The following is a 25778-nucleotide window of genomic DNA, read 5'->3' as shown; positions in this document are numbered from 1 at the left end:
TCAAGGGTCAATTTGGTAAAATTTTAAATGCTTCTTCCTTATACAAGAATAGCTTTACCAATTATGGAAATGACATCCTTCATTATATTTTTAAAATGTATTCATGACTTGTATACATACATAGGACGATTTATATGTTCTTTTTTCTCATATGTAATTCTTTTCAAATTCTTATTCCACTAAAGTATTAGTTATTTCAATAAAAACATGATAAATATAAGAAACAAACGAGCCGTTAATTAAACACACATGAAAAGTTTACCTTGTAAACGATGTTGTTCTCCTGAATTCAGATTTTTAATCTCTTCTATTAATTCTTTCAACGTCATTTCAAATCCTCTAAGCAATTGTATTACCTTATTAAGATTACAAAACGTTTGTTTCTATATAAATATCAACAAAGTAATTTAACATAACCTAAAAAAAAGCTGCTGAAACAATACGTTTCAACAGCTTTTTTCTATTATAGCTCTGTATACATTGGGAATTTATCTGTTAAAGCATTTACACGCACGCGTGCTTCTTCTAGTGCCGCTTCATTGTCATGATTTTTTAATGTGTAAGCGATAATGGATGCAATTTCATCCATTTCAGCAAGTCCAAATCCTCTTGATGTTACAGCTGCAGTTCCAATACGAACTCCGCTTGTTACAAATGGGCTAGCTGGGTCAAATGGAATTGTATTTTTGTTTGCTGTAATACCAACTTCATCTAATACATGCTCTGCAACTTTTCCAGTGATGTTTAAATTGCGAACATCAATTAAAATTAAGTGGTTATCCGTTCCAGCAGAAACAAGTGTAATACCTTCTTTTTGCAGACCTTCTGCTAAGCGACTTGCGTTGTTGATAATGTTTTGTGCATATGTTTTGAAGTCATCCTGCAATGCTTCTCCAAATGCAACTGCCTTTGCAGCGATTACGTGCATAAGCGGTCCGCCTTGAATACCCGGGAAGATTGATTTATCAATTTGTTTTGCAAATTGTTCTTTACATAAAATCATACCACCGCGTGGTCCGCGTAATGTTTTATGAGTTGTTGTTGTTACAAAATCAGCGTACGGTACTGGATTTGGATGTAAGCCAGCTGCTACAAGCCCCGCGATATGTGCCATATCTACCATTAAATATGCGCCAACTTCATCAGCGATCTCACGGAATTTTTTGAAATCAATCACACGAGGATATGCGCTAGCACCCGCAACGATTAATTTCGGCTTATGCTCTTTCGCTTTTTCTAATACATCTTCATAATTGATACGATGTGTATCAGGATCTACACCGTATTCGATGAAGTTGTATTGTACACCACTAAAGTTAACAGGGCTTCCGTGTGTTAAGTGACCGCCGTGAGATAAGTTCATACCAAGCACTGTGTCACCTTGCTCTAGAATTGTGAAGTATACAGCCATATTTGCCTGTGCACCAGAATGTGGTTGAACGTTTACGTGCTCTGCACCAAAAATTTCTTTTGCGCGGTCACGTGCGATATCTTCTACGATATCTACATGCTCACAACCACCGTAATAACGTTTCCCTGGATAGCCTTCTGCATACTTGTTCGTTAATACAGAACCTTGTGCTTCCATTACAGCTTGGCTTACGAAGTTTTCAGATGCAATAAGTTCGATTTTTGAACGCTGTCTTCCTAATTCTAATTCAATTGCAGCAAACACCTTTTCATCTTGACGTTTTAAATGCTCCATCAAAATCCCCCTTTTCTGAACGAATTACATCTATTCTCGACATTTTCTCTTCATTTTCAAAGAAAAAACGAAAATTCCAGTTGCAATTCTTCTAAACCTTCATGTTTTCAACTACATTCTAACACGACTCTACACATGATAAAAGAAAAAAAAGACCGAATTTGGTCTTTTTTTTATTTGTAAATTTATGACTTAACTACAAGTAAACGTTTCCTCTTTTACCGCATATACTGCACGTGCCCCGCCAATTAATTTTGGACGCGTCTTTGCCATCGTTACATGCGCATGCCCAATTTCTTTTACACGTGTACGTACAGGAACAGCTACATGTTTTAAATGCATACCAATGAACGTATCCCCAATATCAATACCTGCATCTGCTTTTACGAACTCTACGATAACAGGATCTTCCATATTATGATATGCATATGTTCCAAGAGCCCCACCTGCTGATCTGACAGGCGTAACATTTACAATTTCGAACTGGCGTTTCTCTGCGACTTCTCTTTCGATAACTAACGCACGGTTTAAATGTTCACAGCATTGAAACGCTAGTGTAATACCACACTGCTCTTGAAATTGTTTTAACGCAGAAAAAATCGCTTCCGCTACTTCCATCGTTCCCGATGTTCCAATTCTTTCGCCTAGCACTTCACTTGTACTGCAGCCCACAACAAAAATGTTCCCATTTCGCAGTGAAGCTTGCTCTTGAAACTCAGAAAGTGCTGTTTGCAGCTGCTCTTTCAATTGTAATATTTCATTCATTACGCTCTTCCTTTCGCAGGTAGGTTCAACAAATTATATTAACTCTTACTAGAAGTTAGAATACGATTACTTCGCTTCGTATGTTTTAATTTTCCCTACACGGTTCTCGTGACGGCCACCTTCATACTCCGTTGTTAACCAAATTTTCGCGATGTCACGCGCTAACCCAGCTCCGATTACACGCTCACCCATTGCTAACATGTTCGTATCGTTATGTTCTCTCGTTGCTTTTGCACTAAATGTATCATGTACTAATGCACAACGAATGCCATGTACTTTATTTGCTGCAATTGACATACCGATACCTGTTCCGCAAATTAAAATACCACGGTCCACTTCACCATTTGCAACCATTTCTGCCGCCGGGAATGCAAAATCAGGGTAATCTACAGAACCAGCTTCGCACTCACAACCTAAATCAATATATTCAATATTTAACTCTTCTAATAGACTTACGATTTCTTTTCGAATATTCATTCCGCCATGATCAGATGCTACTACTACTTTCATTCTAAACCCCTCCAAATATAAAGTGAAACTTCCATCAGTGAGTTTTTCCATCCCCCACTGACAATGAACCGAACAGTTGACCCCATCTCAAGCCTTTGAGATATAAGATCCGTTAAATCGAGATAATCTCCAATATCGTATTATACACGAAACATTAACTTTCTGAATGGTTTTTCAGCAAAGTTTGGACAAGTTGTTCCATTTCTTCCAGCGTTGCTTTATAAACAGCAAGCGAACCGCCAAAAGGATCAGAAATGTCCTTATTTGTACCTTCTACAAATTCATATAATGTATGCACTTTTCCGTTTACTTCTGGATGATGTGCTAGTAAAAGCTGCTTATGTCCCGTTGTCATTGTTAATACAAAATCAGACCACTCTAACAACTCTTCCGTTACTTGCTGAGAAGCATGTGCAATTGAAATTCCTTTTTCTCCCAACGCACTTTTAGCATGCACAGATGCATCGCTGCCTACCGCGGCAAATACACCCGCAGATTGCACTTCAAAATGTCTTTCCCCGTAATGCCGTAATAACGCCTCTGCCATCGGACTGCGGCATGTATTACCTGTACAAACGAATAATACTCTCTCCACCAAACACCAACTCCTTATGATGAATATCTATTTTCATCATAACTCACAATGATAACGAAAAAAAGAAATGTATATATAGAAAAGCGCATTTCTTCTAGGAGAAATGCGCTTTCATTATGTATGTGAAACCCTATTTTCAAGTGACTACAATATAGTAACATAGAGCAGGAAAAAATCTACTGTTATTCTTTCATTTTAATACCAGCCATTCCATCAGTAGAGGATGTAAAAAAGAATCCACTTCAAATATGAAATGGATTCCTTATGAATCAAAACGATTATTTCATTGTTACTTTCATTACTGATGTTGAACCTTTTGTAGCTGTTACGCCGATAGTTGTTTCAATAGATTCTGTTGCATCTGTGTTTGTAATAACGATTGGTGTAATTGTGCTTTTTGCTTTTTCACGAATTAATTCTAAGTCGAAAGAGATTAATTTATCGCCAGCTTTAACAGCTTGTCCTTCAGCTACATGTGCTTCGAAGCCTTCGCCTGCCATTGTTACAGTTTCTAATCCAACGTGGATTAAGATCTCTACACCGTTTTTCGATTTAATACCTACAGCATGTTTTGTATGGAATAATTGTACGATTTCACCGTCTACTGGAGATACTACTACACCTTCAGTTGGATCAATTGCAACACCATTTCCCATCATACGTCCAGCGAATACTGGATCTGGTACTTCTTCAATATTTTTCACTTCTCCAGTTAATGGAGCTACGATTGTTTCTGCATTTGTTTTAGAACCAAGGCCAAATAATTTTTTAAACATAGGATAATCCTCCTTATAATCCTTACTTATAATACATTTCATAGAGCTCATTAGTTACAACTCAAATCTTTACTAGCGTAAGAACACTTTCGTTGGCAATCAGAACCCCATTGTATCGCCTTGCAAAATTCCAGTCAATTCAGACAATCTGAATTTAAAAGGAAAGAAGTTAACTTCTTCATTTCTATTTAAGCTTTTTTTCCTCCGGTTGTCTAGAGGTCTTAATAACATAATTATTTTTTACTTATCATTTGTAAAATTTTTTGTTGTTTTTTATTAAAGTTACTTGACTAAAGTAAGTAACTGTTTTATTATAACTTACATAAGATAAGTAAATAACTTTTCAGGAGGTATTATAAAATGATGAACATTGGTCTTCTTATTATTCGTCTTATTATCGGAGTTACATTCATGGGGCATGGTACTCAAAAATTATTCGGCTGGTTTGGCGGCTATGGTTTAAAAGGCACTGGCGGCTGGATGGAATCAATTGGCTTACGACCAGGAGTGTTTATGGCGTTTATGGCCGGAGCAACTGAATTACTAGGTGGTTTCTTATTTGCTGCTGGTATTTTCACTTGGGTAGGTGCTCTATTTATTGTTGGTACAATGTTAGTAGCTATCTTCACAGTTCATGGTAAAAATGGTTACTGGGTTACACAAAACGGTTTTGAATATAACCTTATCTTAATCGCAGTTGCAGTTGGCGTTGCTCTTATTGGACCTGGCGCTTACACTTTAATTTAACTAAATATCTCGAATTCAAGATATTTATCAATTCAATCCCTCACAAATCATTGTGAGGGATTTTTTTCATGACCTTTACAAAAATCGGCAAAAAAATATTTTTTCAGCAGGAGTTTTCCTCCTTTATCTTGTAAACAAACAAAGAAGCGTTACAGATATTAGAAGGGAGATTACATACATGCTGTCTATTAACCCAAATGAACAAACTGAAAGAGACAATTACAAATTACTAACAGGAAGCATCATTCCGCGCCCAGTTGCCTTCGTCACAACTGTTACAAATGATGGGGTATTAAACGGAGCGCCATTTAGCTACTTTAATATCGTTGCTGCTAATCCGCCTCTTATCTCAGTTTCTGTGCAGCGAAAAAATGGAGAGCCAAAAGATACAGCAAGAAACGCAATGGAAAAAGAAGAATTTGTTGTGCACATTTCTGATGAATCGTACGCGGAGGCTATCAATGAAACAGCAGCTAACCTCCCGCCTAATGAAAGTGAAATTGAACTTGCAAAACTAACACCAATTGACAGCGATGTCATTTCTGTACCAGGAGTAAAAGAAGCAAGTATCCGTATGGAATGCGTACTAGAGCGCGCTATTCAGCTAGGCGGAACAGAAGATTCCCCAGCATGCGATCTATTAATCGGACGCATCGTACGTTTCCATATCGCTGAGCAATTATATGAAAATGGACGCATTCATGCTGAAGGTTTAAAACCAATAAGCCGGCTGGCTGGACATAACTATGCAAAACTTGGAGAGCAATTTGAACTTGTAAGGCCTTAATTAAAAGCGGAAGCGGCTCGCTCAGAACAGGAGGGGGATGGAGCTTCTGACATAGAGGCGCTATTTGCCTCGGCGGAAGACGCGAAGCCACCGACTGTTCTAGCCGCTGGAGCTGGATAAAATTAAAAGCGGAGCCGACTCTTTAGCCCCGTTGGATAAGGTTCTTTCGTACAAAAGGTGTTCTTTACCTTTTCGTACGGAAGGTTCTTAGACGGAAGGGGCTAGGAGGCGGAGCTGGATAGAACTAACAGCGGAAGCGCCAATATATTGATGTAACATCGACAAGTTTATTTATAATGTAAGGAAGCCCAGCCACAATAAATGGCTGGGCTTCCTTACATTATTAGCTTCATCTCATACCGAAAATAATAATTTGATTCCAAATCCAACAAGTATAATCCCGCCAAGCACTTCCCCATACGTTCCAAGAACGCCTTGTGCTCTGCGGCCAATTAACAATCCGCTCCAAGTGAGCAGCATACTCACAACGCCGAATATAAGGATGGTTACAAACGTACGTGCTCCGTAAATACCAAGGCTTAAACCGACAGAAAAACTATCCACACTCACACTAAAAGCAAATAACAGTAAACTCCCGCCGGCAGGAACGCTCCTATACTCATCATCATGAGAAATTGAGCTATATACAATGTGAAATCCTAATCCCATTAATAAAATACTACCTATAATTGTAGTAATAGAGCCAAATTGCTCTGATAAAAAGCGGCCGAGCATGATGCCGATAAAAGGCATGATTATATGAAATATACCAATTATAATGCCTATATAAAATATTTGACGCGGCTTAAGCGTAATCATCCCCATACCGAGGCTAACAGAAAACGCATCAAGCCCTAGCGCAAATGCCATAATAAAAAGCGGCAACAACTCGCTTAGAATATGTTCAATCGTCATAATGTCCCTCCTCGGACTTGCTACTTCAAAATATGCACGTCCGAGGAGAGATAGAATTTATTTTTCGAAGATGATTTGATGACCTGCAGCTTTCGTTAAACGGTTCATGATTGCACTACCAATTCCATTGCTTGGGAACGACTCGCTAAAAATAATATCAACACCGCTCGCATCAAATGTACGCAATACGTCATAAAGCTTTGTCGCAACTGTCGCTAAATCACTGCGCTTTCCACAAGCGAGAACAACCTCTGCTTTATACACATGCTGATATTCCTCTGTTGTTAATACACCTACTTTATAACCCTCTTGCTCTTTGTTATCCACAAGTTGTTGAATAAATGCGCGCGAACCTTCAACAATGCTAAGCGGCGCTTTCGGTGCATAATGTGTATATTTCATTCCTGGAGATTTTGGTTTTTCCGTTTCATCCTTTAATGCTGGATCTAACAAAACAGGTCCAATCACTTCTTCTAATTGCTCTTTCGTAATACCGCCTGGGCGCAAAATCGTCGGTATTTCACTCGTACAATCTACTACAGTAGATTCAACACCAACACCAGTTGCCCCGCCATCAACAATACCCGCAATTTTTCCATTTAAATCTTCATATACATGAGAAGCGAGCGTCGGACTAGGGCGGCCGGAACGATTCGCACTTGGAGCTGCTACCGGGACATTCGCCGCTTCAATAAGCGCCAATGCTACCGGATGATCCGGCATTCGAACTGCCACTGTATGTAATCCAGCTGTTACCTTTTCAGAAATGCCTTCTTTTTTCGGAAAAATAAGTGTTAATGGCCCTGGCCAGAAGTGTTCCATCAATACATTCGCCACTGGCGGAATATGAGCCACAATGCCATCTAATTGTTCTTCCGTACCAATATGTACAATAAGTGGATTATCGCTTGGTCTTCCTTTTGCTTCAAAAATTTTCGCAACAGCTTCGTCATTTAATGCATTCGCACCAAGTCCGTATACTGTTTCAGTCGGGAACGCTACTGCTTCATTTTCTCGTAATAAATGCGCTGCTTCTTGCAACTGTGGATAATCTTTTTTTATTTCCACAACATTATCCACAACCCACATTTTTGTATTCATTTCTTTCCACGTCCTTTTCTACCATGAAATACTTGTTATTTGTAGTTTACTATGAGATTTATCCAAAAGACAAATAAGATTTATCCACAAAATGTGGATAAATCAATTTAATCAGTGGATAACTTTGTGAATAGCTGACAATTTAGTATAATTACATTCGGTTGTTTTATATTTTCACAAAAATGTTCTAAAGTCTGAATTCCCTCTGATACAGCATCCCTTTCCACAGCTTCAAATTGAAAAAACTGAAATATTGCAACTGACAGTGGACTGTTTGTGAGCAAATATAATTGCTCAATACTTTTCTCTTTAATATACTGCAAAAGCGTTTCGAAAAAATGTAAGAATGTTACGTTATCCACAGCGGGTGTGAACAAACAAGAACGAAGAAGTGCATCGTTTCCAATTTGCTCATATCCAATAGCTGCTTGAATTTGTCCTTCTTCTTCTAACATCATAAAATTCCCATATAATTGATCTAATCGTTCTTCCTTCATATGAGCTTGTCCAAAAAAGGCCTGCAGTCTTTCTACATCTGTTTTTGTAGCAAAATGTATTTGCTTCATAGATAATCCCTCCCCATACTTTTATATATGAGGAGGGATTATCTTTTAGAACTTATTTGGAAAATAAAGATGCAAATGCTTCAACGATAAACAATTTTACCTTTGGTTTTTCTTCCGTTTCTTCCACTACCTTCACGTGCTCTTCTTTTTGAACTGTATGCGGTTCATCTTGCTTTACTTCTTCTTGTTCCTGTAATTCTTTCTCAACGCTGTTTTCGCGCACAGGTTTTGCTTTCACCTTTTGTTTAGGTGCAAGATTCGTCTCTTTCTTAGCTTTAAGAGATTGCTTTACTTCTTCTCTTACAACTTCCTTTTGCACATAATTTTCTTCTATATCGTCCTCATCAATTGTTTCTGCCTTTACAACCTTCTCTTCTTTCTTCACAGCTGTACCACTAGAGAAATCTAAGAAACACATTGGAGGAAATAACACGCACCACCAATTTGCACCTTCACCTTTACCAATTGTCACAAGTACCGCTTCATACTCTCCGGCTGGATAAATAAAGTTCCCATACAATTTCGTTGGAAATTTTATATGTTTATTAAACTGAACTGTAAAAGTTTCCTTACTGCCTTCTCGTTTCAACGTGTTCGCCACTGTTTTTTCAAGTTCTGGAATACGGCTTCGGATGATACGACGCGCGTCTTCAAACGATTTTAAATCTGCCACCCAGCTATCGATTTGTGCTTTCACTTCATCGCGCACTTTACGTTTCAACTCTTGATCTTCCTTCGAATCACTATTAGCCAAAATACGTAATCGAATCGCTTCTTTAGGAATCACGACAGGTTCCTTTGCATCAACTTTCATATATCCAAAGTGCGCAACCATTTGTGCACCGATTAATAATAAAAGAAGATAAGCAATCGCTTGTTTTTTCATCCTATCTCCACCGCCCCTTCAGTAAAACAGTGTAGACAAGTTTTTTTCTTTCTAAACTACTAAATTCAGAATCTATTTGTTTTTTAGGTGATTATACAAATGCTTTTCTTTTTAAGGTTATGTCCACTGATATATCGGCGCTTCGACACAATATAATTCGACATGCTAGATGCACTAGAAGGAGCTGATTTTTCATGTCAGCCCCCCTGTTAAAATTACATTTCCGCAAAAACCATACGATCTTTTCCATTAATATCAAAGACAACCTCGACATGTGCATGCGGGAATGTTTCTTGCAACAAGGCACGCACATCTTCTCCTTGCCCTACACCTACTTCAAAGGCAACAATCGCTTCTTCTTGTAGAACTTTTGGCAGCTCTTCCATAAAGCGTCTATAGAAATCAAGTCCATCTTCACCACCAACAAGCGCACGCTTTGGCTCATGCTCTTTCACAACAGAAGAAAGCCCTCTCCAATCTTCTTCTGGAATATAAGGAGGATTCGAAACAACAACATCAAGCTTTTGCTTCGTTTCCTGAAACGGCAACAATAAATCACCGTGGTAGAACGTTACATTTGCCTGTAATTCTGCTGCATTTTTCTGTGCCACTTCAATCGACTCCGGAGCAATATCCACTGTGTACACATGTAAGTGTGGATTTTCTAAAGCAAGGGTAATCGAAATCGCTCCACTGCCAGTACCAATGTCCGCCACATACACACGTTTATCTCCAAATTTACGTTGAATGCGTGTTAATACGCCTAGTACAAGCTCTTCTGTTTCCGGTCTTGGTATTAGTACCTCTTCATTTACGAAAAATGGTCGCCCATAAAACATTTCATGTCCAATTAAGTACTGAACAGGTATACCCTCCACATGCTTGTGGATAAAGTTTGTAAAAGTTTGCTCTTGTTCTTCCGTTAACTCTTCACGCATATTCATCATTAAACCTGTTCGATTCGTCTTTAATACATGACAAAGGACAATTTCTCCCGCATTTTCATCTCGCCCATTTTCTTGTAAAAAAGAAGAAGCCCATTTCAGGGCTTCATAGACACGCATTACTCAGCTGCCTCCATCTTTTGCGCCTGATCTTCCATCACTAAGGCATTGATGAAATCATCTAACTTACCTTGTAAGATTTGATCTAGCTTCTGAATCGTTAAACCGATTCGATGGTCTGTAACACGATTTTGCGGGAAGTTATACGTACGAATACGCTCAGAACGATCACCAGTTCCAACAGCTTGTTTACGGTTTTGATCGTACTCAGCTTGCGCTTCTTGTCTAAACTTATCATAAACACGTGCACGTAATACTTTCATTGCTTTTTCTTTATTCTTAATTTGTGACTTTTCATCCTGACAAGAAACAACTACACCAGTCGGTAAATGCGTTAAACGTACCGCTGACATCGTTGTATTAACACTTTGTCCACCAGGACCACTAGAAGCAAACGTATCTACACGAACATCTTTTTCATGAATATCGATTTCTACTTCTTCTGCTTCCGGTAATACAGCTACAGTTGCTGTAGAAGTATGGATACGTCCTCCGGATTCTGTTTCTGGAACACGTTGCACACGGTGCGCACCATTTTCAAATTTCAACTTTGCAAAAGCGCCTTTACCGTTGATCATAAAGATAATCTCTTTATATCCACCTAGTTCTGTATAGCTCGCTTCGATAATTTCAGTTTTCCAACCTTGCACCTCAGCATAACGGCTATACATACGGTATAAATCACCAGCAAATAATGCCGCTTCATCACCACCAGCAGCACCACGAACCTCTACGATAACGTTCTTATCATCATTTGGATCCTTTGGAACAAGTAAAATTTTCAGACGCTCTGATAATTCTTTCTCTTGTCCCTCTAGCTCAGACACTTCTTCTTTTACCATTTCACGCATGTCAGCATCTAACTTCTCTTCTAACATCGCTTTTGCATCTCTTAATTGTTCACGAGCATCTTTATACTCACGGTACACCTCTACCGTCTCTTGTATATCAGATTGTTCTTTTGAATACTCACGAAGTTTGTTTGAATCACTGATAATCTCTGGATCACTTAAAAGCTCGTTTAACTTCTCATAACGGTCTTCTACAGCTTGCAAACGATCTAACACAACATTCACCTCAACATCCTAGTCTCTAATCTAATACAAATAGTATATGGTACATAACAAAAAAAACGCAAATTATATTTAAAAGTGGAGGCGGCCCGCTCAGAATGGGAGGGGGATGGAGCTTCTGACATAGAGGCGCTCTTTGCCTCGTAGGAAGAAGCGAATCCACCGACCATTCTTGCCGCCGGAGCTAGATATCATCTAAAAACGCAAACGGCTCATTCAGCCCCTACGTATTTTCTAAAAAAACCCGCTTTATGTAGCGAGTTTTTATCTCTGTTTAGTTGGCACAGCATGACAATGACGACAACGTGGTTCATATGATTCTGATGCAGCAACTAAAATAATAGGATCATCAAAAGATGCTGGTTCCCCATCGATTAAACGTTGCGTACGACTTGCAGGAGATCCGCACTTAGCACACACTGCTTGCAGCTTCGTCACATGCTCCGCAATTGCCATAAGCTGAGGAACTTGTCCAAATGGTAGACCACGGAAATCTTGGTCTAAACCAGCAACAATCACACGATAGCCGCGGTTTGCCAATTCTTGCACCACTTCCACAATGTCCCCATCAAAAAATTGCACTTCATCAATTGCTATAACATCTATATCTTCTGTTACATGCTCAAACATCTCTTTTGAAGCCGCAACAGGAACTGCTCTTACTTTCAATCCATTATGCGACACAACATCTTCTTCACTATAACGATTATCAATACACGGTTTAAATACAATTGCACTTTGCTTTGCAAATTGCGTCCGGCGTACACGGCGGATGAGCTCTTCTGATTTCCCTGAAAACATGCTTCCGCAAACCACTTCAATCCAACCGTCTTGATTTATTAAGTACATGAGAGCTCCTCCTTTCGTCTACTTATTCTTACTGTAAGTAGGTAAAGGTTTATATTTTCGCAAAAAAAACAGACAAGCGGATATATACACTTGCCTGCTTTATGTTTGTTATTACTTAAGACCGTATTTCTTGTTGAAGCGATCAACACGTCCGTCTGCAGTAGCAAACTTCTGACGTCCTGTGTAGAATGGGTGAGAATCAGAACTGATCTCAACTTTTAATAATGGATAAGTGTTACCATCTTCCCACTCAACAGTTTCGTTAGAACCTTTTGTAGATCCGCTTAAGAATTTGAAGCCTGTGTTAGTATCCATAAATACAACTTTTTTGTAATCTGGATGGATTCCTGCTTTCATTCTTTTCATCTCCTTCCGCCCTGAATCATTTTCGAAACAGAGTTTTTTCATCGTTAGCTGCAATCACAACTATAATGATGAAACACACATGATGAAATTATAACAAGGCTATTCGCATTTTGCAACTACCTGTTTTTAGCATTACTTCATCGCGACGTATCTCTTTGAATCTTCAGGAATATTTTTTAGAAATTCTTCATTTGTCTTCGTTTGACGCAACTTGCGTAAGAAGCTTTCTATGAAATCTGGTGTATCTCTCATCGTTTTACGAATACCCCATAACTTGTCTAAATGCTCTTTTGGAATTAATAGATCTTCTTTTCTTGTACCAGAACGACGAATATCAATAGCTGGGAAAATACGACGTTCTGCTAAAGAACGATCTAAGTGAAGCTCCATATTTCCTGTTCCCTTAAACTCTTCATAAATGACATCATCCATACGAGATCCTGTATCAACAAGAGCTGTTGCTAAAATTGTTAAGCTACCGCCCTCTTCAATATTACGAGCTGCTCCGAAAAAGCGCTTTGGTCTGTGGAACGCTGCTGGGTCAATACCACCTGACAACGTACGTCCACTTGGCGGAATTACAAGGTTGTAAGCACGCGCTAAACGGGTAATACTATCCATTAAAATGATAACGTCTTTTTTATGCTCAACAAGACGCATTGCACGCTCTAGCACAAGCTCAGCCACTTTAATGTGATTCTCTGGAACTTCATCAAAAGTAGAGCTTACAACATCACCTTTTACAGAACGTTCAATATCTGTTACTTCCTCTGGACGTTCGTCAATTAAAAGTACAATCAGTTCTGCTTCTGGATGATTCGTTGTAACGCTGTGAGCAATCTCTTTTAACAGCATCGTTTTACCAGCCTTTGGAGGCGCAACAATTAGACCGCGTTGACCAAACCCAACTGGTGCAATTAAATCCATGATGCGTGTTGATAGCTTCTTCGTTTCCGTCTCCAATTTCATTTGACGATTTGGATATAACGGTGTTAACGCAGGGAAATGCACACGTTCTTTTGCTGATTCCGGATCATCCCCATTAACTGCTTCAACTTGCAACAATCCAAAATAACGTTCATTTTCTTTCGGAGGTCGCACTTTACCAGAAACTTTGTCTCCATTACGCAAATCAAAACGACGAATTTGCGAAGCTGAAATATAAATATCTTCAGAACTCGGAGAATAGTTGATTGGACGTAAGAATCCAAATCCTTCTGATTGAATAATTTCAAGTACACCTTCCATGAAGAAGAAACCTTCTTTTTCTGCTCGCGCTTTTAAAATCGCAAAAATTAACTCTTTCTTTGTTAATTTGCTGTAATAGGAAATCTTAAATTCTTTCGCAAGCTCATATAACTCTTTTAATTTCATGTTCTCTAACGCTGAAATTGTTAGATTCATTCAGACACCACACTTTAACATTATTCTCTTTTCACATGGGTAAGGGATTTTACGGAAGGCAAATACGTAATAATGAAAGGCAATAAGTACAAGTAGGGTAATATTCACTATTGTAACCCTTTTACCTCATTTTAATCAATACGTTGCGAGACAAATACAAGAAGCGAAGACAATAAAATTTGTCTTCGCTCTACCCATCCTTTGTACACTTCTTACTTTATAACTAAGTTTGGTTTCTTGCTTAAGCTGTGACGCCCATCAACAAAGCGAACCGTCCCAGATTTCGCACGCATAACAAGGGAGTGTGTTGTACCAGTGCTGCCTTTAAATTGAACGCCGCGCAGTAATTCTCCGTCCGTAACACCTGTTGCTGCAAAGATTGCATCGTCGCCTCTTACTAAATCTTCCATACGAAGAATGCGGTTAATATCATCGATGCCCATCTTTTTGCAGCGCTCTAATTCTGCTTCATTTTGCGGAAGAAGCTTTCCTTGAATTTCTCCGCCTAAACATTTTAATGCAACGGCTGCTAGTACCCCTTCAGGTGCACCGCCAGATCCGAATAAAATGTCAACGCCTGTGCGATCAAACGCTGTGTTGATTGCACCAGCTACATCACCATCATTAATTAATTTAATGCGAGCTCCCGCTTTACGGATTTCCTCAATAATTGCTTGATGGCGCGGTCTATTTAAAATAGTTGCTACAACATCTTCAATGTCCTTGTTTTTTGCCTTTGCAACAGCGCGTAAATTATCAATAACTGGTGCATTAATATCAACAGCACCCACTGCTTCTGGACCAACTGCAATTTTCTCCATATACATATCAGGTGCATGCAGTAAATTTCCATGGTCTGCTACTGCAATAACAGCTAATGCATTCCATCCTCCCGCTGCAACGATATTTGTTCCTTCTAATGGATCAACCGCCACATCAACGCGCGGACCATATCCAGTTCCTAATTTTTCACCGATATATAGCATCGGCGCTTCATCCATTTCCCCTTCGCCAATTACCACGGTTCCTTTCATTGGTACTGTATCAAATACGTCGCGCATCGCTGACGTTGCCGCTCCATCTGCTTCATCTTTCTTACCTCGTCCCATCCAACGCGCAGACGATAACGCCGCAGCCTCTGTTACACGTACTAATTCCATGGATAAACTTCTTTCCACTGTAATCCCTCTCCTTTAAGCCGTAATATTTATCCCGCTATTTGTGGGCAGTAAGCCCCACCACCTCAAGATTCAAAGAAAAACAAAAAAGATAGGTGGGAGATAACTGCCCGTAAAAACCATCAATGGGGGATGAAAAGCCCCCACTGATGGAAGTTTCACTTTATCTCACACTTAACGTTTAATAGAATTTTCACCTTATGCCGTCTTCATTTACACTTTATACACATATGTCACTTTTCCCATGTAAAGCTCTTTATGCATTTTTCATCTGTTCAATCTCTTGACTCGTCATTTTTTCACGCCAGATCTTCGCTCCAAGACCTCGAAGCTTATCTTCTAAATTTTCATATCCACGATCAATATGCTCTAATCCTGTAACTTCTGTGATTCCTTCTGCCATTAAGCCCGCAATTACAAGAGCAGCTCCGGCGCGTAAATCACTCGCTTTTACTTTGGCTCCTTGCAGCGAAGCAGGGCCTGTTACGATAGCAGAACGACCTTCCACTTTAATTTGCGCATTCATTCTTCTCAACTCATCTATATGTTTAAAACGCGCTCCGTAAATGGTATCCGTTACAACTGCCGTGCCATTCGCCTTCGTTAATAACGCTGTAAATGGTTGCTGTAAATCAGTGGGAAATCCTGGATATACGAGTGTTTTTACATCTACCATTTTTAACTGGCGATTCCCATTCACCACAATTTGATCATCGTGTGTATCTACTTTTACACCCATTTCTCGAAGCTTAGCCGTTATGGATTCTAAATGCTGTGGAATCACATTATCAACTGTAACTTCACCGCCAGAAGCTGCGCCCAAAATCATATATGTTCCAGCCTCAATGCGATCAGGAATAATAGAATGGTAACAACCATGAAGCGATTCAACACCATCAATACGAATCACGTCTGTTCCCGCTCCTTTAATACGAGCACCCATGCTCGTAAGAAGCGTCGCTACATCAATAATTTCTGGTTCTTTCGCTGCATTTTCAATTACCGTTCTACCTTTTGCACGCACTGCGGCAAGCATAATATTAATTGTCGCACCTACGCTGACAACATCTAAATAAATACGTGCTCCCCGCAGTTCATCTGCACGTAAATATATTGCACCTTGCTCATTTGTTACATGTGCTCCAAGCGCTTCAAATCCCTTAATATGCTGATCAATTGGCCTTGGTCCTAGATGACATCCACCAGGAAGCCCAATTACTGCTTTTTTGAAACGGCCGAGCATCGCTCCCATTAAATAATAAGAAGCACGCAGTTTTTTTACCTTTCCATTCGGAAGAGGCATGGCTACCATTTTGGAAGGATCAATTGTCATTTCTTCGTCTTGATGATACGTAACAGAACCACCAATTTCCTCCAATAAGTCACCAAGTATTTTCACATCAGAAATATTAGGTACACCACCGATTGTAACTGGTGTTTCTGCTAAAATGGTCGCGGGAATAAGCGCAACAGCACTATTTTTTGCACCACTTACACGAATCGAACCTTGTAAAGGCACACCGCCTTCAATCAGCAACTTGTCCATTTTGAGCCCCCTTCTTGTGAATTCATCTACCGCTCCAGCCCCCCACCATAACGGTTGATTTCACGCTTCGGATACGTTTTTACACGTATGAGTATATCCATGCTTTGTTTCCTCTATTTTTACACAACTATAAAAATATTTCCTTTCAAACGCCTTAACAAGTAGAAAATTGTCTATCCCAAAAATTGTTCACGCTTTCATTATACAACGAAACGAAACCGTCTAAAAGGCTAGACGGTTTCTAAAACATTTTTAGAATTATGCTTGACCGTTAGAACCAAATTCACGAATTTTACCGATTACAGTCGCTTTAATTGCTTCACGACCAGGTCCGATAAATTTACGAGGATCGTAAACTTCTTGGTCTTTATTTAATACTTCACGAACCGCTTTTGTAAACTCGATTTGGTTTTCAGTGTTTACGTTAATTTTAGAAGTACCTAAAGAGATAGATTTTTTAATGTCAGCTGTCGGGATACCAGTACCACCGTGAAGTACTAAAGGTACACCAGTTAAGTCACGAACTTCTTCCATTTCTTTGAATCCTAAGTTAGGCTCACCTTTGTAAGGGCCATGTACAGAACCTAATGCTGGAGCTAGGCAGTCGATACCTGTTGCAGCTACTAGTTCTTTACATTCCTCTGGATTAGCGTAGATAACACCTTCAGCTACTACGTCATCTTCTTGTCCGCCAACTGTACCAAGCTCAGCTTCTACAGATACGTTACGTGCATGTGCATATTCTACTACTTTTTTAGTAGTTTCGATATTTTCTTCAAATGGGTGGTGAGAAGCATCGATCATTACAGATGTGAAACCTGCATCAATTGCTTCTTTACATTTTTCGAAGCTTGAACCATGGTCAAGGTGAATCGCAACAGGAACAGTGATGTTCATTTCTTCGATTAAAGCTTTAACCATAGCTACAACTGTTTTGAAACCAGTCATATGACGAGCTGCACCCTCAGATACACCTAAAATTACAGGAGATTTTTCTTCTTCCGCAGCAGCTAAGATAGCTTGTGTCCATTCTAAGTTATTCATGTTGAATTGACCAACTGCGTATTTTCCTTCTAGCGCTTTGTTTAGCATTTCTTTCATGGAAACTAAAGGCATGGTGAATCCTCCTAAAAAAACGTTTTTTGTATCCGATAAGTTCTTATCGATGGTAGTATGACCACGACAAGGAAAAATATGTATAATCACATACCGGACTTTTTTCTACACTCCATAGGATACCAACTTGTACTCAAAAACTCAACTGCATTCACCTGCTCATCAGCCCATGAAAACGCTTTTTTCTGTATTTTTTAATAAAAAATTCACGATTACGCTTGTACCGCAATTTCTTTTCGCACAGCGCTGCGAATTTCATCAATATCAAACGGCTTTGCAAAGTGCATTAATGCACCAAGGTCTTTCGCTTCTTGAATCATATCTAATTCACCATAAGCTGTCATTAAAATCACTTTAATGTCTCGATTAATTTCTTTCACATGTTTTAAAATTTCAATTCCATCCATACCTGGAATTTTCATATCTAAAATAACTAAATCAGGACAGTCGTTTTTCACAATATCAAGGGCTTGAAAACCGTTTGCTGCTTGGAACGTTTGATAACCTTCCTTTTGAAACACCTCGTGTAATAAAACACGAATGCCGTATTGATCATCAACGATTAGGATTTTCCCTTCCATGTTATCCAACCTTTCTATATAAATACAAAATTTATATTTCTCATATCTCTTTCGATTATTTTCGCTACTTTTTATCAAATTCCTTCCTATTCTTTCTTATTTTACCGCTTACCATTTACTAGCGCTAGCACCTTTATGAAAAAATAAGCTATAATGAAAGCCGTCTAACACGTTAGAAAGGAGCATCCTCATGTTTAAAATTTTTTCCACTCAGCTAGGTGGCTATTTCACAAGAATTGCTCAGAAAGAAGAGATGAATATAGAAGATAGCGCTCGTTTACTTGCACAAGCATTAGTTGGAGATGGCCACATTTATTTGCATGGTACGAAAGAGATGGAAGGTGTAATTTGTGAGGCTTTATATGGATCCGAGCCTATGCAAAATGCAAAACGTCTATTTGAAGACGGTAAACAAGCAGACGTAACCATCGCTGACCGCATACTACTTATCAGCCGCTTTTCCACAGATGAAGATATCATTTCATTAGCAAAACAGTTGCAAGAAAACGGTCATTTCATTGTTGGTATTTCCGCAAAACAAGAAGGCGAATTGTCGCTAGAACAATTCACCGATGCACATATCGATGCAAAACTTGTAAAAGCATTAATTCCAGATGACGATGGCTCTCGCTATGGCTTTCCAAGTTTAATAACAGCTTTATTTGCATATCATGGATTAAAATTTACAATCGATGACATTATGAATGAATATGAGTAACGTAAAAAGGCGCCCGATATAGGACGCCTTTTTCTTATTACTTACCTTCTTTATTAATAATAGAAGCTTGTACGAAGTCACGGAACAATGGTTGCGGACGATTTGGACGAGATACAAATTCTGGGTGGAACTGTGATGCCACGAACCAAGGATGCTCTTTTAATTCGATAATTTCTACTAAACGGCCGTCTGGGCTTGTACCAGAGAAGATGAATCCAGCGTTTTCCATGTCTTGACGGAATTGATTATTGAACTCATAGCGATGACGGTGACGTTCATAAACAACTGGCTCACTATACGCATTGTAAGCATTTGTTTCTGGAGTAAGCTTACATGGGTATAGACCAAGACGAAGTGTACCGCCTAAATCTTCTACATCTTTTTGTTCTGGTAATAAATCGATAATTGCGTAAGGCGTGTCAGGATTGATTTCAGAAGAGTTCGCACCTTCTAATCCTAATACGTTACGTGCAAACTCGATTGACGCAAGTTGCATACCTAAGCAAATTCCTAAGAATGGAACTTTGTTTTCACGTGCATATTGAATTGCAGCGATTTTACCTTCAACGCCGCGGTCACCGAAACCACCTGGTACAAGGATACCATCTGTATCGCCAACTAATTCTTTCACGTTTTCTGCTGTTACGTGCTCAGCATTTACCCATTTCACTTCTACATCTGTATCAAATTTGTAACCTGCATGACGAAGTGCTTCTACAACAGAAATGTATGCATCTTGAAGCTCTACATATTTACCAACAAGAGCGATTTTTGTTTTCTTAGACAGGTTGCGTACTTTTTCTACTAATGCATTCCACTCTGTCATGTCTGCAGCTGGATTGTCTAGTTTTAAGTGATCGCAAACGATTTGGTCCATATTTTGCTCTTGAAGAGATAATGGAACTGTATATAATGTATCGGCATCGCGCGCTTCAATTACTGCTTTTGGATCGATGTCGCAGAATAATGCAAGCTTATCTTTCATATCTTGAGAAACAGGAAGTTCTGTACGAACAACGATAATATTTGGCTGAATACCTAAGCTGCGAAGTTCTTTAACGCTGTGCTGCGTTGGTTTTGTTTTCATTTCACCCGCTGCTTTTAAGTACGGAATTAGCGTACAGTGAATGTACATTACATTGTCACGGCCAATATCGCTCTTAATTTGGCGAATTGCTTCTAAGAATGGTAGAGACTCAATGTCACCAACAGTTCCGCCGATTTCTGTAATGATAACGTCTGCATTTGTTTCACGACCCGCACGGAATACGCGTTCTTTAATTTCGTTCGTAATGTGAGGAATAACTTGAACTGTTCCCCCTAAATATTCACCGCGACGCTCTTTTTGAAGAACAGAAGAGTAAATTTTACCTGTTGTTACGCTGCTGTATTTATTTAAGTTAATATCGATGAAACGCTCATAGTGACCAAGGTCTAAGTCTGTTTCTGCACCATCATCTGTTACGAAAACCTCACCGTGTTGGTATGGGCTCATTGTCCCTGGGTCTACGTTAATGTATGGATCAAACTTTTGGGTTGTTACGCTTAGTCCTCTGTTTTTTAAAAGTCTTCCTAAAGATGCTGCTGTAATACCTTTTCCTAAAGAAGATACTACACCGCCTGTGACAAAAATATACTTAGTCATGAAAGTACTCCCTTCTAGTTTGCTGTTATATAATCATCGCTGCAAATCGCAACGTATGTAGATAACACTTGCCTTATCTTATTGTTAGACTCTTTTGTTTTTCTAAACAAAAAACAAAAAAGAAAATTGCTCCCTTTATCACTGAAAGTAATAAGTAGGGAGCAATTTTCTTTTATATTTACACGTAAAAGTTATTATCGTCTTTTTTAAAGAGCCCAAAAATGATTCTACATGGACGATAATAAAAAGTCAAGGACTACTGTTCTTCCTCTTCTTCGTCTGATTCGTCGTATTCTAACTCATCGTCATCGGCGAAATCATCGTCGTCTTCTAGATCTTCAAGATCGTCATCGTCTTCATCCAGAATTTCATCAATATCATCTACATCTTCTTCTTCTTCAAAGTCTTCATCTGCCTCTTCTTCGAAGTCGTCCTCTTCATTATCGATGTAGTCATCTAGCTCGTCCTCTTCTACCTTACGTTTCTTCTTAGGTTTCGGTTGAGGTAAGATTTCTTCATCAATTTGCTCATATGGATACCATCCGCGTAGTCCCCAACGATTTTCTCCGAGATTGATAAAGCGCCCATCGATATTTAAATCTGTATAAAATTGTGCGATTCTCGCAGCAACTTGCTCTTCAGACAGTCCCAGTAATTGAGCAATTTCTTGAACTAGATCGTGAAAAGTTGTTGCTTGTTTTTTTTCCTCTAACAAGCTATGTACAGCTTCGATCATGGACAATTCTTTTAGCTCTTCTGGTGAATATTGCTTTAAACTCACTTATGCGGCACTTCCTTTCTTAAAATATATCCTAATTATATAAAGGCCTGTTCTAAAAAAATCCATACTATTCATTATAAACAAAACTTCACCAAATATGCCACAAAAAAATGGGGAATCGTAAAGTGATTCCCCTACATATTGCAGCGTTATTGTCCTTTTTCGTTTTGAATCATATGAGCACCGTTTAATACATAACGAATTTGCATCTCTGTATATTCTTCTAATGTATAAAGTTTTTGCAGCGCCCAGCGGCGAAATCCCCACATTTGTCCTTGAATAAAAATATTATGAGCAAGCAGTTGAATCTCTTTTTGTGTTAAAGCAAATACCTTATTTTGAACACATTGCTGCAAAATATCTTCAAACATCCCTACCATTTGAAATTCTTTCTCTAATACGTAAGGCAGCGACTCTTTTGGCAAAAAACGAACTTCTTGATACATAATAAGAACCTCTTCTTGCAGCTCATCCATAACTTTAAAATAATTTGTAATCGCAGTTTTTAAACTATCAACGCTGCCTTTTTCTCTGCACAGCACTTGCTCTAAGCGCTCTTTTACATGCTCATAAATGCTATCACACACTAAATAAAGCACATCATCTTTCGTTCGAATATATTCATAGAGTGTACCAATGCTAAAGCCTGCTGCTTTCGCAATTTCTCTCGTTGTTGTGCGCGGAAATCCTTTTTGCTTAAAGAGCTGCACAGCACCTTTAATCATTTGCTCACGCCGAAGTGCAATAAGTCTTTCATCCTTCACAGACGCTTGTACATTGTGCTTAACCATCTCCTTCACCCCTTTTCCTGTCATTTTGCAGGAAGAAGCGTAGGAAATTCCCTACGCTTCTTCTAGATTCTACTTCGTTAACATACGTGAGATAACAAGGCGTTGAATTTCTTGTGTTCCTTCATAAATTTGCGTAATCTTCGCATCGCGCATAAAGCGCTCAACTGGATAATCTTTCGTATAACCATATCCTCCGAATACTTGCACAGCATCGGTTGTCACTTTCATCGCTGTATCTCCCGCAAACAATTTCGACATTGCCGATTCTTTGCCGTACGGCAGCCCTTCCGATTCAAGCCAAGCAGCTTGATATGTTAACAAACGTGCCGCCTCTACTCCAATCGCCATATCTGCTAGTTTAAAGCCAATCCCTTGTTGCGCGGCAATTGGCTTGCCAAATTGATGACGTTCCTTCGCATAATCAGCAGCAGCATCAAGTGCGCCTTGTGCGATGCCGACTGCTTGTGCGGCAATACCATTACGGCCGCCGTCTAATGTTTGCATCGCAATTTTAAAGCCTTGGCCTTCCTCGCCAAGTAAGTTCTCAGCAGGAATGCGACAGTCTTCAAATATAATCTCCGTCGTTGGTGAAGAACGAATACCGAGCTTACTCTCTTTCTTTCCAACAGAAAATCCAGGCGCATTGCTTTCCACAATAAATGCGCTCGTGCCGCGCTGCTTAGATTCTGAATCTGTCAGTGCAAACACAACATAAATATCTGCAATTCCGCCATTTGTAATGAAAATTTTCGAACCGTTTAAAATATAATGATCACCGTCACGCTTTGCTGTCGTTTTCATTCCACCAGCATCAGAGCCTGAACCTGGCTCCGTTAAGCCGTAAGCGCCAATTTTCTTTCCTTCTGCCATTGGGCGTAAATATTTCTGCTTTTGCTCCTCTGTACCAAATTTAAAAATTGGCCATCCTGCAAGCGATGTATGCGCCGACAATGTTACACCTGTAGATGCACAAACACGTGACAGCTCTTCTACCGCAATCACATAAGCTAAGTAATCGCTTCCAATTCCGCCGTACTCTTCAGGCCATGGAATACCAGTTAAGCCAAGCTCCGCCATTTGATCAAATAAAGCGCGGTCAAAACGTTCTTCCTCATCGCGCTCCGCTGCCGTTGGTGCCACTTCATTTCGCGCAAAGTCACGAACCATTTTCCGAATCATTTCGTGTTCTTCTGATAGTTTAAAATGCATCTCTATTTCCCCCCTTACAACGCTCTGCTAATAACTAAGCGCTGAATCTCACTTGTTCCTTCATAAATCTCACATATTTTTGCATCGCGGAAGAAGCGCTCAGCAGGATACTCTTTTGTATAGCCATAACCACCAAGCACCTGCACAGCTTCAATTGCAACTTCTACTGCTGTTTTGGAAGCAAATAATTTTGCAATTGACGCTTCCTTCCCGCACGGTAAGCCTTGTGCTCTTAATGACGCTGCACGGTATACGAGTAGACGTGCTGCTTCAACAGATGTTGCCATATCCGCTAGCTTAAAGCCTAATCCTTGCTGCGCAGCAATCGGCTTCCCAAATTGATGACGATCTTTCGCATAATCCGTAGCACATGCAAGCGCTGCTTCAGCGATGCCAAGTGACTGCGCCCCAATACCGATGCGACCAACATCCAAATTTGCCATTGCCACTTTAAAACCTTGGCCCTCTTCGCCAAGCAAATTCTCAGCAGGAACTTTCATATCTTCAAACGTTAATTGCACTGTACGAGAACCTAATAACCCCATTTTGTGTTCATCTTTTCCAACAATTAAACCCGGTGTATCTTTCTCAACAATAAATGCCGATATCCCGCGTGTACCCGCATCCGGATTCGTAGAAGCAAAGACAATATATGTATCTGCCTCGCCGCCGTTTGTGATAAATACTTTTGAACCATTAATTACGTACTCATCACCGCATCTAACTGCCCTTGATTTCAAACTTCCTGCATCTGATCCGGCACCTGGCTCTGTTAATGCAAATGCTCCTAAATATTCTCCAGCTGCTAACTTCGGAATATACTTTTGCTTTTGCTCCTCTGTTCCAAAATATAAAATAGGATTCGTTCCAACAGAGGTATGTACTGCTAAAATTACACCTATTGTAGCGCTTACTTTTGAAAGTTCATTAATTGCTGAAATATATGAAATAAAGTCCATTTCCGCTCCGCCGTATTTCGCTGGGATCGGAATCCCCATCAGTCCAAGCTCGCCCATTTTCTTTAAGACCTCTCTAGGAAACACCCCTTGTTCCATAGTAGGAACAAAGGGAGCAATTTCCTTTTGAGCGAAGTCTCGAACCATTTTACGCATCATTTGTTGCTCTTCTGTAAATTGAAAGTTCATATGCTCCACCTCAAATTATTTTATATAGTAATTCAACTATTTGGTAAGACCGCTAGTACATGCAAAGAGGTGCCCTACCGGAGTATATTATTATTCGTAAACGTAAAAACCGCGTCCTGTCTTGCGCCCTAACCAGCCTGCGTTCACGTATTTACGAAGTAACGGACATGGGCGATATTTGCTATCCCCTAATCCTTCGTGCAGTACTTCCATAATGTATAGACACGTATCTAAGCCAATAAAATCAGCGAGTGTCAACGGTCCCATCGGATGATTCATGCCAAGCTTCATAACTTCATCAATCGCTTCTTTCGTTGCCACACCTTCATATAGCGTATAAATTGCTTCGTTAATCATTGGCAATAAAATGCGGTTCGAAACAAATCCTGGGAAGTCATTTACTTCAACTGGAACTTTGCCGATTTTTTTTGTAATATCTTCAATCGTTTCATACACAACGTCCTCTGTTGCTAAACCACGAATAATCTCAACAAGCTTCATAACCGGAACCGGATTCATAAAGTGCATACCGATAACTTTTTCCGGACGATTCGTAACAGCTGCGATTTCGGTAATTGGCAGCGAAGATGTATTTGTTGCTAAAATCGTATGTTCAGGCGCTAACTCATCTAAATTTGCAAAAATTTGTTTTTTAATATCCATTTTCTCTACAGCTGCTTCAATGACAAGATCTGCTTCTTTCACGCAATCGAGTGTAAGTGTTGCTGTAAGACGATTTAATGTTGCCTGCTTATCCTCTTCGCTCATGCGGCCTTTCTCGACTTGCCTAGATAAATTTTTCGCAATAATCCCCATACCGCGGTCTAACTGCTCTTGTTTTAAATCTTGCATATATACGTCATAACCTGCCATCGCACATACTTGTGCAATTCCAGATCCCATTTGCCCCGAACCAATTACAACAATGCTTTGTACTGTCATGTTTATAGCCCCCTTTT

The 25778-nt window shown here is 39.5% G+C and carries 27 protein-coding genes; 3 read left to right on the top strand and 24 right to left on the bottom strand.

Annotated features, from left to right (window positions below; all coding sequences use genetic code 11):
* Nucleotides 1-463: 463 nt before the first annotated feature.
* From glyA to WAX78_RS10210, 5 genes are all read right to left on the bottom strand, one after another.
* Entirely contained in the window at nt 464-1705 is a 1242-nt protein-coding gene (glyA, locus tag WAX78_RS10230) for a serine hydroxymethyltransferase (RefSeq protein WP_336482175.1), read from the bottom strand.
* A gap of 192 nt (nt 1706-1897) precedes the next feature.
* Nucleotides 1898-2470 (bottom strand): TIGR01440 family protein, encoded by a 573-nt coding sequence (locus WAX78_RS10225; RefSeq protein WP_336482174.1) that lies wholly within the window; start codon nt 2468-2470, stop codon nt 1898-1900.
* A 66-nt stretch (nt 2471-2536) separates the two neighbouring features.
* The gene (rpiB, locus tag WAX78_RS10220) at nt 2537-2980 is read right to left on the bottom strand and encodes a ribose 5-phosphate isomerase B (protein WP_336482173.1); all 444 of its coding nucleotides are present in this window, start codon (nt 2978-2980) and stop codon (nt 2537-2539) included.
* Nucleotides 2981-3134: 154 nt separating this feature from the next.
* Complete coding sequence (locus tag WAX78_RS10215; RefSeq protein ID WP_336482172.1) at nt 3135-3575, bottom strand: low molecular weight protein arginine phosphatase; 441 nt, start codon at nt 3573-3575, stop codon at nt 3135-3137.
* 278 nt (nt 3576-3853) lie between these two features.
* Entirely contained in the window at nt 3854-4351 is a 498-nt protein-coding gene (locus WAX78_RS10210) for a PTS sugar transporter subunit IIA (protein WP_336482171.1), read from the bottom strand.
* A gap of 360 nt (nt 4352-4711) precedes the next feature.
* Between WAX78_RS10210 and WAX78_RS10205 the strand changes: the two genes are divergently transcribed.
* Together WAX78_RS10205 and WAX78_RS10200 are read left to right on the top strand one after the other, a co-directional pair.
* The gene (locus WAX78_RS10205; protein WP_336482170.1) at nt 4712-5098 is read left to right on the top strand and encodes a DoxX family protein; all 387 of its coding nucleotides are present in this window, start codon (nt 4712-4714) and stop codon (nt 5096-5098) included.
* Nucleotides 5099-5276: 178 nt separating this feature from the next.
* Nucleotides 5277-5885 carry a flavin reductase family protein gene (locus tag WAX78_RS10200; RefSeq protein ID WP_336482169.1) on the top strand — a complete coding sequence of 203 codons (609 nt, stop codon included), beginning with the start codon at nt 5277-5279 and terminating at the stop codon, nt 5883-5885.
* A gap of 354 nt (nt 5886-6239) precedes the next feature.
* On the opposite strand, the gene WAX78_RS10195 is transcribed toward WAX78_RS10200, so the two are convergent.
* The 13 genes from WAX78_RS10195 to WAX78_RS10135 all read right to left on the bottom strand — a co-directional run bounded on the left by WAX78_RS10195 (nt 6240) and on the right by WAX78_RS10135 (nt 18530).
* A complete protein-coding gene (locus tag WAX78_RS10195) occupies nt 6240-6800 on the bottom strand; it encodes a manganese efflux pump MntP (RefSeq protein ID WP_336482168.1) in 561 nt (186 codons plus the stop codon).
* Between the two features lie 57 nt (nt 6801-6857).
* On the bottom strand, nt 6858-7901 hold the full coding sequence (locus WAX78_RS10190; RefSeq protein WP_336482167.1) for an L-threonylcarbamoyladenylate synthase: 1044 nt from the start codon (nt 7899-7901) through the stop codon (nt 6858-6860).
* Nucleotides 7902-8008: 107 nt separating this feature from the next.
* On the bottom strand, nt 8009-8467 hold the full coding sequence (locus WAX78_RS10185; protein WP_336482166.1) for a GNAT family N-acetyltransferase: 459 nt from the start codon (nt 8465-8467) through the stop codon (nt 8009-8011).
* A 52-nt stretch (nt 8468-8519) separates the two neighbouring features.
* Nucleotides 8520-9353: a stage II sporulation protein R gene (gene spoIIR / locus WAX78_RS10180; protein ID WP_336482165.1), complete on the bottom strand. Its 834-nt coding sequence runs from the start codon at nt 9351-9353 to the stop codon at nt 8520-8522.
* Between the two features lie 215 nt (nt 9354-9568).
* Nucleotides 9569-10417 (bottom strand): peptide chain release factor N(5)-glutamine methyltransferase, encoded by an 849-nt coding sequence (gene prmC, locus WAX78_RS10175; RefSeq protein WP_336482164.1) that lies wholly within the window; start codon nt 10415-10417, stop codon nt 9569-9571.
* Nucleotides 10417-11484 (bottom strand): peptide chain release factor 1, encoded by a 1068-nt coding sequence (gene prfA / locus WAX78_RS10170; RefSeq protein ID WP_141525065.1) that lies wholly within the window; start codon nt 11482-11484, stop codon nt 10417-10419. The genes prmC and prfA overlap by 1 nt, the downstream gene beginning before the upstream one ends.
* Nucleotides 11485-11754: 270 nt before the next feature.
* Nucleotides 11755-12339, bottom strand: coding sequence for a thymidine kinase (locus WAX78_RS10165; RefSeq protein WP_336482163.1), 585 nt, complete (start codon nt 12337-12339; stop codon nt 11755-11757).
* A gap of 111 nt (nt 12340-12450) precedes the next feature.
* Nucleotides 12451-12696: a type B 50S ribosomal protein L31 gene (locus WAX78_RS10160; RefSeq protein ID WP_000643433.1), complete on the bottom strand. Its 246-nt coding sequence runs from the start codon at nt 12694-12696 to the stop codon at nt 12451-12453.
* A 141-nt stretch (nt 12697-12837) separates the two neighbouring features.
* Nucleotides 12838-14109, bottom strand: coding sequence for a transcription termination factor Rho (gene rho / locus WAX78_RS10155; RefSeq protein WP_098310040.1), 1272 nt, complete (start codon nt 14107-14109; stop codon nt 12838-12840).
* A gap of 212 nt (nt 14110-14321) precedes the next feature.
* The gene (gene glpX / locus WAX78_RS10150) at nt 14322-15287 is read right to left on the bottom strand and encodes a class II fructose-bisphosphatase (protein ID WP_336482162.1); all 966 of its coding nucleotides are present in this window, start codon (nt 15285-15287) and stop codon (nt 14322-14324) included.
* 256 nt (nt 15288-15543) lie between these two features.
* A complete protein-coding gene (locus WAX78_RS10145; RefSeq protein WP_336482161.1) occupies nt 15544-16833 on the bottom strand; it encodes a UDP-N-acetylglucosamine 1-carboxyvinyltransferase in 1290 nt (429 codons plus the stop codon).
* A 258-nt stretch (nt 16834-17091) separates the two neighbouring features.
* The gene (locus WAX78_RS10140; protein WP_098310043.1) at nt 17092-17949 is read right to left on the bottom strand and encodes a class II fructose-bisphosphate aldolase; all 858 of its coding nucleotides are present in this window, start codon (nt 17947-17949) and stop codon (nt 17092-17094) included.
* A gap of 212 nt (nt 17950-18161) precedes the next feature.
* Nucleotides 18162-18530 carry a response regulator gene (locus WAX78_RS10135; RefSeq protein ID WP_336482160.1) on the bottom strand — a complete coding sequence of 123 codons (369 nt, stop codon included), beginning with the start codon at nt 18528-18530 and terminating at the stop codon, nt 18162-18164.
* 190 nt (nt 18531-18720) lie between these two features.
* Between WAX78_RS10135 and WAX78_RS10130 the strand changes: the two genes are divergently transcribed.
* Nucleotides 18721-19248 (top strand): DUF2529 domain-containing protein, encoded by a 528-nt coding sequence (locus WAX78_RS10130; protein ID WP_336482159.1) that lies wholly within the window; start codon nt 18721-18723, stop codon nt 19246-19248.
* Nucleotides 19249-19285: 37 nt separating this feature from the next.
* Here the strand turns inward: WAX78_RS10130 and pyrG are convergent, their stop codons facing one another.
* The 6 genes from pyrG to WAX78_RS10100 form a co-directional block, all read right to left on the bottom strand.
* Nucleotides 19286-20893, bottom strand: a complete 1608-nt coding sequence (gene pyrG, locus WAX78_RS10125) for a CTP synthase (protein WP_336482158.1) — start codon at nt 20891-20893, stop codon at nt 19286-19288.
* A gap of 256 nt (nt 20894-21149) precedes the next feature.
* The gene (rpoE, locus tag WAX78_RS10120; protein WP_336482157.1) at nt 21150-21674 is read right to left on the bottom strand and encodes a DNA-directed RNA polymerase subunit delta; all 525 of its coding nucleotides are present in this window, start codon (nt 21672-21674) and stop codon (nt 21150-21152) included.
* 149 nt (nt 21675-21823) lie between these two features.
* Complete coding sequence (locus tag WAX78_RS10115) at nt 21824-22465, bottom strand: TetR/AcrR family transcriptional regulator (RefSeq protein WP_336482156.1); 642 nt, start codon at nt 22463-22465, stop codon at nt 21824-21826.
* 69 nt (nt 22466-22534) lie between these two features.
* Complete coding sequence (locus WAX78_RS10110; protein WP_336482155.1) at nt 22535-23674, bottom strand: acyl-CoA dehydrogenase; 1140 nt, start codon at nt 23672-23674, stop codon at nt 22535-22537.
* Between the two features lie 14 nt (nt 23675-23688).
* Complete coding sequence (locus WAX78_RS10105) at nt 23689-24819, bottom strand: acyl-CoA dehydrogenase (protein ID WP_336482154.1); 1131 nt, start codon at nt 24817-24819, stop codon at nt 23689-23691.
* Nucleotides 24820-24909: 90 nt separating this feature from the next.
* A complete protein-coding gene (locus WAX78_RS10100; RefSeq protein ID WP_336482153.1) occupies nt 24910-25761 on the bottom strand; it encodes a 3-hydroxybutyryl-CoA dehydrogenase in 852 nt (283 codons plus the stop codon).
* Nucleotides 25762-25778: the final 17 nt, after the last annotated feature.

The sequence above is a fragment of the Bacillus yunxiaonensis genome (assembly GCF_037104695.1).
GTDB classification, from domain to species: Bacteria; Bacillota; Bacilli; order Bacillales; family Bacillaceae_G; genus Bacillus_A; species Bacillus_A yunxiaonensis.
This window is presented reverse-complemented; position numbering and strand designations above follow the sequence as displayed.